Origin of the sequence: Nonomuraea longicatena (assembly GCF_039525605.1) — a bacterium.
Lineage (GTDB): Bacteria > Actinomycetota > Actinomycetes > Streptosporangiales > Streptosporangiaceae > Nonomuraea > Nonomuraea longicatena.
On record NZ_BAAAHQ010000017.1, the window covers coordinates 16,848 to 19,504 of the forward strand.

Here is a 2,657-nt window from a genome sequence, read left to right on the forward strand (position 1 = left end):
GCCTTCCGGTTCGGCGGGTCAGAGACCGGCGGCGGTGCGCAGCGCCTCGGCGCGGTCGGTCGACTCCCAGGAGAAGCCGTCACGGCCGAAGTGCCCGTAGGCGGCGGTCTCGGAGTAGATCGGACGCAGCAGGTCGAGGTCGCGGATGATCGCGGCCGGGCGCAGGTCGAACACCTGCAGCACGGCCTCCTCGATCTTCTCGATCGCCAGCTTCTCGGTGCCGAAGCACTCGACGAACAGGCCGACCGGCTGGGCCTTGCCGATGGCGTAGGCGACCTGCACCTCGCACCGGTCGGCGAGACCGGCGGCGACGACGTTCTTGGCGACCCAGCGCATCGCGTAGGCGGCCGAACGGTCGACCTTGGACGGGTCCTTGCCGGAGAAGGCGCCGCCACCGTGGCGGGACATGCCGCCGTAGGTGTCGATGATGATCTTGCGGCCGGTCAGGCCGGCGTCACCCATGGGGCCGCCGATCTCGAAGCGGCCGGTGGGGTTGACGAGCAGCCGGTAGCCCTCGATGTCGATCTCCAGGCCCGCGAGCACGGGGTCGACCACGTGCTCCTTGATGTCGGGGGCCAGCATCTCGCGCAGGTCGATCTCGGCGGCGTGCTGGGTGGAGACGACGACGGTGTCGAGGCGGACGGGCGTGTCGCCGTCGTACTCGATGGTGACCTGGGTCTTGCCGTCGGGGCGCAGGTAGGGCACGGTGCCCGACTTGCGCACCTCGGACAGCCGCTGGGCGAGGCGGTGGGCGAGCGTGATCGGGAGCGGCATCAGCTCGGGCGTCTCGCGGCAGGCGTAGCCGAACATGAGGCCCTGGTCGCCGGCGCCCTGCCGGTCGAGCTCGTCGGCGACGCCCTCCTCGCGGTGCTCGTAGGCGTCGTCGACGCCCTGGGCGATGTCGGGCGACTGCGCGCCGATGGACACCGACACGCCGCACGAGGCGCCGTCGAAGCCCTTGTGAGAGGCGTCGTAGCCGATCTCCAGGATCTTCTCGCGGATGACGCCGGGGATGTCGACGTAGGTTTCGGTCGTGACCTCGCCTGCGACGTGGACCTGGCCGGTGGTGATCATCGTCTCGACGGCGACGCGGCTCTTCGGGTCGTCCTTGAGCATGGCGTCGAGAATCGCGTCACTGATCTGGTCGGCGATCTTGTCCGGGTGGCCCTCTGTAACCGACTCGGAGGTGAACAGGCGACGTGACAACTCGGTGGCTCCTCATGCAGCGGCTGCTGACGTATGTGCGGCCGGACGGGTGGTGCGCGCCTTGGCCTCGCCGAAGTCTAGCCGTACGGGAGGCGGGGTCGCGCATTCTGGGGTGCTTACAGTTCTGGCAGGGGGTCGGGCGGCAGGGTCTCGGGCGCGAAGACCTCGGCGTCGGCGGCGGACACGACCGCCGCGTACTCCTCATCGAACTCGAACGCCATCTCGCCCAGCTCGATCACCGATCCAGGGTGGATGGGGCCGAGCCGGGTGGCGCGCGGGAACGTGGCGTGGACGGCGACCGGTCGGTCGTTCCTCAGCATCCTGGTGGCCAGGACGTTGATGGCGCTGTCGGTGACCACGATGAGGAATCCGGCCATCCCGGGCGGGCCGAGCGAGTGCGCGGGAAAGACGTATCTGATCTGTTCGTCGGGGCCTAACAGCGTCCTGCAGCGGTCTCTGACCGCGGTACCCACGGGCATTGCTTCCCCCTTACCCCCTCAGTATCGGCATATGTCGTCAGACACGGCAAGAAGCCGGGTCCGGCCCGCCCCGCGGACGGGGCGGGCCGGACCGATCAGCGGGGCAGTGCCGAGCGGCCCGCCTTGAGCTCGGCCAGCCGGGCCTCGATCTCGCCGCGGTGGCCCGCGTCCTCCAGGCTCTCGAACTGGGCGTCGAGCGAGGAGGCCGCCAGTTCCTGGCTGCCGATCACCCGCGCCTCCTCGCGGCGGATCTTCTCCTCGAAGCGGCCGACCTCGCTGGTCGGGTCGAGGATGTCGATGCTCTTGATGGCGTCCTGCACCTGCGACTGGGCCTGGGCGGTCCTGGCACGGGCGACGAGTTCGTCGCGCTTGCCCTTGAGCTCGTCCAGCTTGTTCCGCATCTGCTGCAGGCCGGTCTTGAGCTTCTCGACGACCTCGCGCTGGCTCACGATGCCGGGCTCGGCCGCCTTGGCCTGGCGCTCCGAGTCGAGCTGGCGGCCGATCGCGATCTTCGCGAGGCCGTCGAACTTGTCCGCCTCCTCCGCCTGCCCGCCGGCGCGGAGCTGGTCGGCCCGCTGGCTGGCGGCCAGCGCCTTGGTGCCCCACTCGCGGGCGGCGTCGAGATCCTCCCGGTGGTCGGCCTCGACCATGCGCAGGGAGCCGATCGTCTGCGCGATGGCCTGCTCGGCCTCGGCGATGTTCTGGGTGTAGTCGCGCACCATCTGGTCGAGCATCAGTTGCGGGTCCTCCGCCGAGTCGAGCAGCGCGTTGATGTTGGCCCTGGCCAGTTGCGCGACCCTGCCGAAGATGGACTGCTTGGACATGCCTGTTCTCCCCCTGGATGAGTGTGTGGTCGGTCAGAAGGCTCCCCCGGTGCCGCGCCGCCCTCTGGTCGCGGGGCCGCCGAAGCTGCCCGGCGCCTGGCGGCGGCCCACGCTCCCGCCGCCGCCCCAGCCGCCGCCGCCGAGCATC

General features: G+C 70.3%; 3 protein-coding genes. All 3 read right to left on the minus strand.

Annotation, left to right across the window (positions count from 1 at the left end; translation table 11 throughout):
* Positions 1-18: 18 nt before the first annotated feature.
* The 3 genes from metK to ABD120_RS17860 all read right to left on the minus strand — a co-directional run bounded on the left by metK (position 19) and on the right by ABD120_RS17860 (position 2,509).
* Positions 19-1,206 carry a methionine adenosyltransferase gene (gene metK, locus ABD120_RS17850; RefSeq protein ID WP_343951035.1) on the minus strand — a complete coding sequence of 396 codons (1,188 nt, stop codon included), beginning with the start codon at positions 1,204-1,206 and terminating at the stop codon, positions 19-21.
* 116 nt (positions 1,207-1,322) lie between these two features.
* Positions 1,323-1,685, minus strand: a complete 363-nt coding sequence (locus ABD120_RS17855; RefSeq protein ID WP_343951036.1) for a hypothetical protein — start codon at positions 1,683-1,685, stop codon at positions 1,323-1,325.
* Positions 1,686-1,780: 95 nt separating this feature from the next.
* Positions 1,781-2,509 carry a PspA/IM30 family protein gene (locus ABD120_RS17860; protein WP_343951037.1) on the minus strand — a complete coding sequence of 243 codons (729 nt, stop codon included), beginning with the start codon at positions 2,507-2,509 and terminating at the stop codon, positions 1,781-1,783.
* Positions 2,510-2,657: the final 148 nt, after the last annotated feature.

Excerpts from the sequence above, each read along its gene's own strand:
- ABD120_RS17855 (WP_343951036.1), bottom strand. The coding sequence starts at position 1,685 with ATGCCCGTGGGTACCGCGGTCAGAGACCGCTGCAGGACGCTGTTAGGC.
- ABD120_RS17860 (WP_343951037.1), bottom strand. The coding sequence starts at position 2,509 with ATGTCCAAGCAGTCCATCTTCGGCAGGGTCGCGCAACTGGCCAGGGCC.